A 3,758-nucleotide genomic window follows, 5' to 3' on the forward strand; every position below is an offset into this window, starting at 1 on the left:
TTCCCGCGCGGTAGAGCGTCTGCTTGATCGCGACGACGTCGGGATCGGCGGCGGCCTGCTGGATGAACTCGACGACGACCTCGAAGCTTTCGTATGGGTGGTGGACGAGGATGTCCTTCTCCCGGATCGCGGCGAGGCAATCTCCGCCATGCTCGCGGATGCGCTCGGGGAAACGGGCGTTGAAGGGCGTGAACTTGAGGTCGGGACGATCCTCGTCGACGAGCTGGGCCAGGTCGGCCATGCCGAGGAAGCCGCGGGTTTCGGAGGTGATGGCGCTCGTCGCGTCGAGCCCGTCCTGGACGAACTGGACGAGGCCCTCGGGCATTCCAGGCTCGAGCTCGAGCCGGACCACGCGGCCGCGGCGGCGACGGTTGATCGCGGTGCGGAAGTAGCGGACGAGGTCCTCGGCTTCCTCCTCGATCTCGATGTCGCTGTCGCGGATGATGCGGAAGGCGCCGCCGCGCAGCACCTCGTACTTCGGGAAAAGATAGGCGGTCTTGCGGCGGATCAGGGTTTCGAGCGCGATGTAGCGGCCGGGTTCGCCGGGAAGGCGGACGAAGCGCGGAATCGTGGCCGGGGCCATGATCAGTTCGCGGACATTGGCCTTGCCTTTCTTGAGCTCGAAGATGAGGCTGAGCCCCTGGTTCGGGATGAACGGGAAGGGGTGCGCCGGGTCGATCGCCTGTGGCGTCAGGACCGGGAAGATCTGCTCGCGGAAATGCTGGTCGAGCCAGCGCTCGGCTGCTTCGTCGAGAGGCTCGTCGCCGATGACCCGGACCGCGCCGCCGAGGTCCGCCTGGATCGAACTCCAGACCTCATGCTGGCTGGTGACGAGGCGGTCGGCGTCGGCGGTAATCGCGACCAGCTGCTGAGCGACGGTGAGGCCGTCGAGGGACAGCTCCTCCACGCCGATCGCCTGGTGCGCCTTGAGCCCGGCAACGCGGACCATGAAGAATTCGTCGAGGTTGCTGGCCGAGATCGACAGGAACCGGACGCGCTCGAGGAGCGGATGTCGCGGGTTGCAGGCCTCGTCCAGCACCCGCCGGTTGAAGGCGAGCCAGCTCAGCTCGCGGTTGAAGTAGCGGGTCGCGGGATCGGACGGGTCCGATGCGACGCTCGCCTGGGCCTGGTGGCTGCCGTCCATCAGCCGGGTCCGAAGCCGTCGTCGTTCGTTTGCAGCCACTGCATGTCGCCAAACTGAAACAGACACGTGTTACAGGGATGTGACGGATATAGGTATCACCAGGTTGCAAATCCGAGCGGAGGCGTCGCGATGGCCAAGGACAAGAAGCCGAAAAAGGACAAGGCCGGAAAGAAGGACAAGGCGTCGAAAAACACCGGCGACAAGGCTGCGAAGGTCGCCGCCAAGACGGGCAAGACGGTGACCGGCGCAGCCGCCGAGGGCGGTTCCAAGCTTCGAGTGCTGGTCGAGCATCCGCTGGTGGCGGACGTGGTCGCGGCAGCCCTGGTGGCGACCGCAACCGCGCTGAAGAATCCGGACAGGGCGAGGGCGCTGGCGTCGGAAGCCGCCGACGAGCTTGGGAAGCTGTCCAAGGCAGGCGCCGAGCGCGGCAATGCGCTGTGGGAGATGGCGCTGGAGATCGGCAAGCGCAGCATCGAATCGCTTGGCCGGAGCGACGAGCCTGCCCGTGGCGGATCCAGGGCCGGGGCAAGGAAGACGCCGCGACAATGAGGGCGGCGATGCGTGGAGCGGAGCAACTTTCCGAAGAGGTCGGGAATTGAGGCCTAGATGAGTGGGTCTCTCGAGGAACTGCCGCACGAGCTCGACCGGGCGCAGTCCACCTGCCTTGCGATCGTCGAGGCGCCGGCCGGGTCGCGAGTGAAGGTCTATTACGATCCCGACTGCCACCTGTTCCGGGTCGGCAAGTCGTTGCCGCTGGGGATGGCGTTCCCGCTCGACTTCGCGTTCGTGCCGTCGACCCTGGGCGGGGACGGCGACCCGCTGGACCTGCTCATCCTGCCCGAGTCCGCGCTGCCCGTGGGATCGATGGTCAAGGTCCAAATTCTCGGCGTGCTCGAAGCCGAGCAGTTCAAGCCCAACAAGCGGCCGCGCCGCAACGACCGGGTGATCGCGCGGCTGGTCGAGAGCCGGCTGTTCGCGCAGGTCCATCACCTGAGCCAGCTTGGCGACACGTTCGTAAGCGAGCTCGGTGCCTTTTTCGCCGCCTACAAGCGAGCGCGCGGCCAGACCTACAACGTGCTGGGCGTCGGCAATCGCGACCGCGCCTGCGAGCTGATCGAGCAGGCGGCGGCTGCGCATCGAGCGCAGGTCGCGGGCCAGGAACGTGCTATAACCAAATAGGCAAAATAAGTGTTGACATCGTGACGCTACCTGGTTAGACGACAGGAACAGTGAAGAATTGCGAGTCGGGCCCTTCGGGGCTCGGGACGGGCCGGCGCCTTCGGGCGATCCGGCCCGATTGCGTTTGGGGAGGGACACAGTGGCGGCGAAGAGGGAAAGGGCGCTGGTCGGCGGCAAGCGGCCGCATAAGCGGAACTGCCGCGCGAACGGCTGGACGAAGGCGAAGGCGGGCGCTTTCCTGAACATCCTCGTCGAGACGTGCAACGTCACCCTGGCTTGCCGCGAAAGCGGCGTGGCGATGACTACGGCGTACAATCGGCGAAAGAGCGACGCCGCGTTCCGGGCGCAGTGGCTGGAGGCGATCGGAATCGCTTACCAGCGGCTGGAGCTGGAGCTGCTCGACCGGGCGTTCAACGGGCTCGACAAGCTCGTCACGAAGCGCGACGGAAGCTCGGAGCGGATTCGCGAATATTCCAACCAGCTGGGTTTGCAGCTGTTGAAGATGCATCGCGACGAAGCCGTTGCCGCGAGCGCCGAGCTGCCGCCGGGCGAAATCGCGGAGATCCGCGCCAAGCTGGTCCAGAAGTTGAAGCGCCTGAGCCAGCGGCGCACCGCCAAGGCGAGCGGCGAATGAAGGACGGACGGCGCACGTGCAGCCGCTGGGCGCGCGACATGGAGTTGCTGGCGAATGCGTCGCCCGCCGACCAGGAGAAGATCATCTGCAGCATGTCGGTGATGGACATGATGAAGATCGACGCGGACTTCGAAAGCTGGGCGCACGAGAACCAGCTGCCGCCGAGCGGCGAGGGCTGGCGCACCTGGATGCTGCGGGCCGGGCGGGGCTTCGGCAAGACGCGGGCGGGCGCGGAGTGGGTGTTCAGGCTGGGCGATGGCAAGCCTGGCGCACGCATCGCCCTGATCGGCGCGACGATGACGGAAGCGCGGCTGGTGATGGTTGAAGGCATCAGCGGCCTGTTGACGGTGGCGAACCGATATGGACGGTCGCTGACCTGGGAGCCGAGCCTGGGACGGCTGAGCTGGCCCAATGGAAGCCAGGCGCAACTGTTTTCCGGCGAAAACCCGGATGGCCTGCGTGGCCCGGAGCATGACTTCGCCTGGTGCGACGAGCTCGCCAAATGGAACCAGGCGCAGGAATCGTGGGACAATCTGCAATTCGGGCTTCGGCGCGGATCGCGGCCGCGGACGCTGGTGACGACGACGCCGCGGTCGATGCGGTTGCTGGAGACGATCGAGGCGATGCCGACGACGGTGACGACGCTCGGACGGACGAGCGACAATATCAACCTGGACGAGAAGGTGATCGCATTGCTGACGGCGAGTTACGGCGGGACCAGGCTTGGGCGGCAGGAGCTGGACGGGGAAATCCTGAAGGACATCGAAGGCGCGCTGTGGACCCGCGAAATGATTGACGGGG

The 3,758-nt window shown here is 66.2% G+C and carries 4 protein-coding genes and 1 pseudogene; 4 read left to right on the forward strand and 1 reads right to left on the reverse strand.

Translation table 11 applies throughout. The features are described from left to right. Positions 1 to 1,144, reverse strand: a pseudogene (locus JOZ79_RS05140) (RNA degradosome polyphosphate kinase); the annotation flags it as partial. 129 nt (positions 1,145 to 1,273) lie between these two features. Between JOZ79_RS05140 and JOZ79_RS05145 the strand changes: the two are divergent. The 4 genes from JOZ79_RS05145 to JOZ79_RS05160 form a co-directional block, all read left to right on the forward strand. Beyond that, positions 1,274 to 1,693, forward strand: coding sequence for a hypothetical protein (locus tag JOZ79_RS05145; protein WP_294071518.1), 420 nt, complete (start codon positions 1,274 to 1,276; stop codon positions 1,691 to 1,693). A gap of 57 nt (positions 1,694 to 1,750) precedes the next feature. Next, on the forward strand, positions 1,751 to 2,323 hold the full coding sequence (locus JOZ79_RS05150) for an inorganic diphosphatase (protein WP_294071520.1): 573 nt from the start codon (positions 1,751 to 1,753) through the stop codon (positions 2,321 to 2,323). Positions 2,324 to 2,462: 139 nt separating this feature from the next. After that, positions 2,463 to 2,957, forward strand: a complete 495-nt coding sequence (locus JOZ79_RS05155; protein ID WP_294071522.1) for a hypothetical protein — start codon at positions 2,463 to 2,465, stop codon at positions 2,955 to 2,957. Continuing rightward, the coding region (locus JOZ79_RS05160; RefSeq protein WP_294071524.1) for a terminase family protein at positions 2,954 to 3,758 on the forward strand (805 nt) is incomplete at its 3' end. The genes JOZ79_RS05155 and JOZ79_RS05160, both read left to right, overlap by 4 nt.

Origin of the sequence: Sphingomonas sp. (genome assembly GCF_019242355.1) — a bacterium.
Classification (GTDB): domain Bacteria; phylum Pseudomonadota; class Alphaproteobacteria; order Sphingomonadales; family Sphingomonadaceae; genus Sphingomicrobium.

Bases quoted from the DNA above. Each gene is read 5' to 3' on its own strand.
- JOZ79_RS05145 (WP_294071518.1), top strand. From the start codon at position 1,274: ATGGCCAAGGACAAGAAGCCGAAAAAGGACAAGGCCGGAAAGAAGGAC.
- JOZ79_RS05150 (WP_294071520.1), top strand. From the start codon at position 1,751: ATGAGTGGGTCTCTCGAGGAACTGCCGCACGAGCTCGACCGGGCGCAG.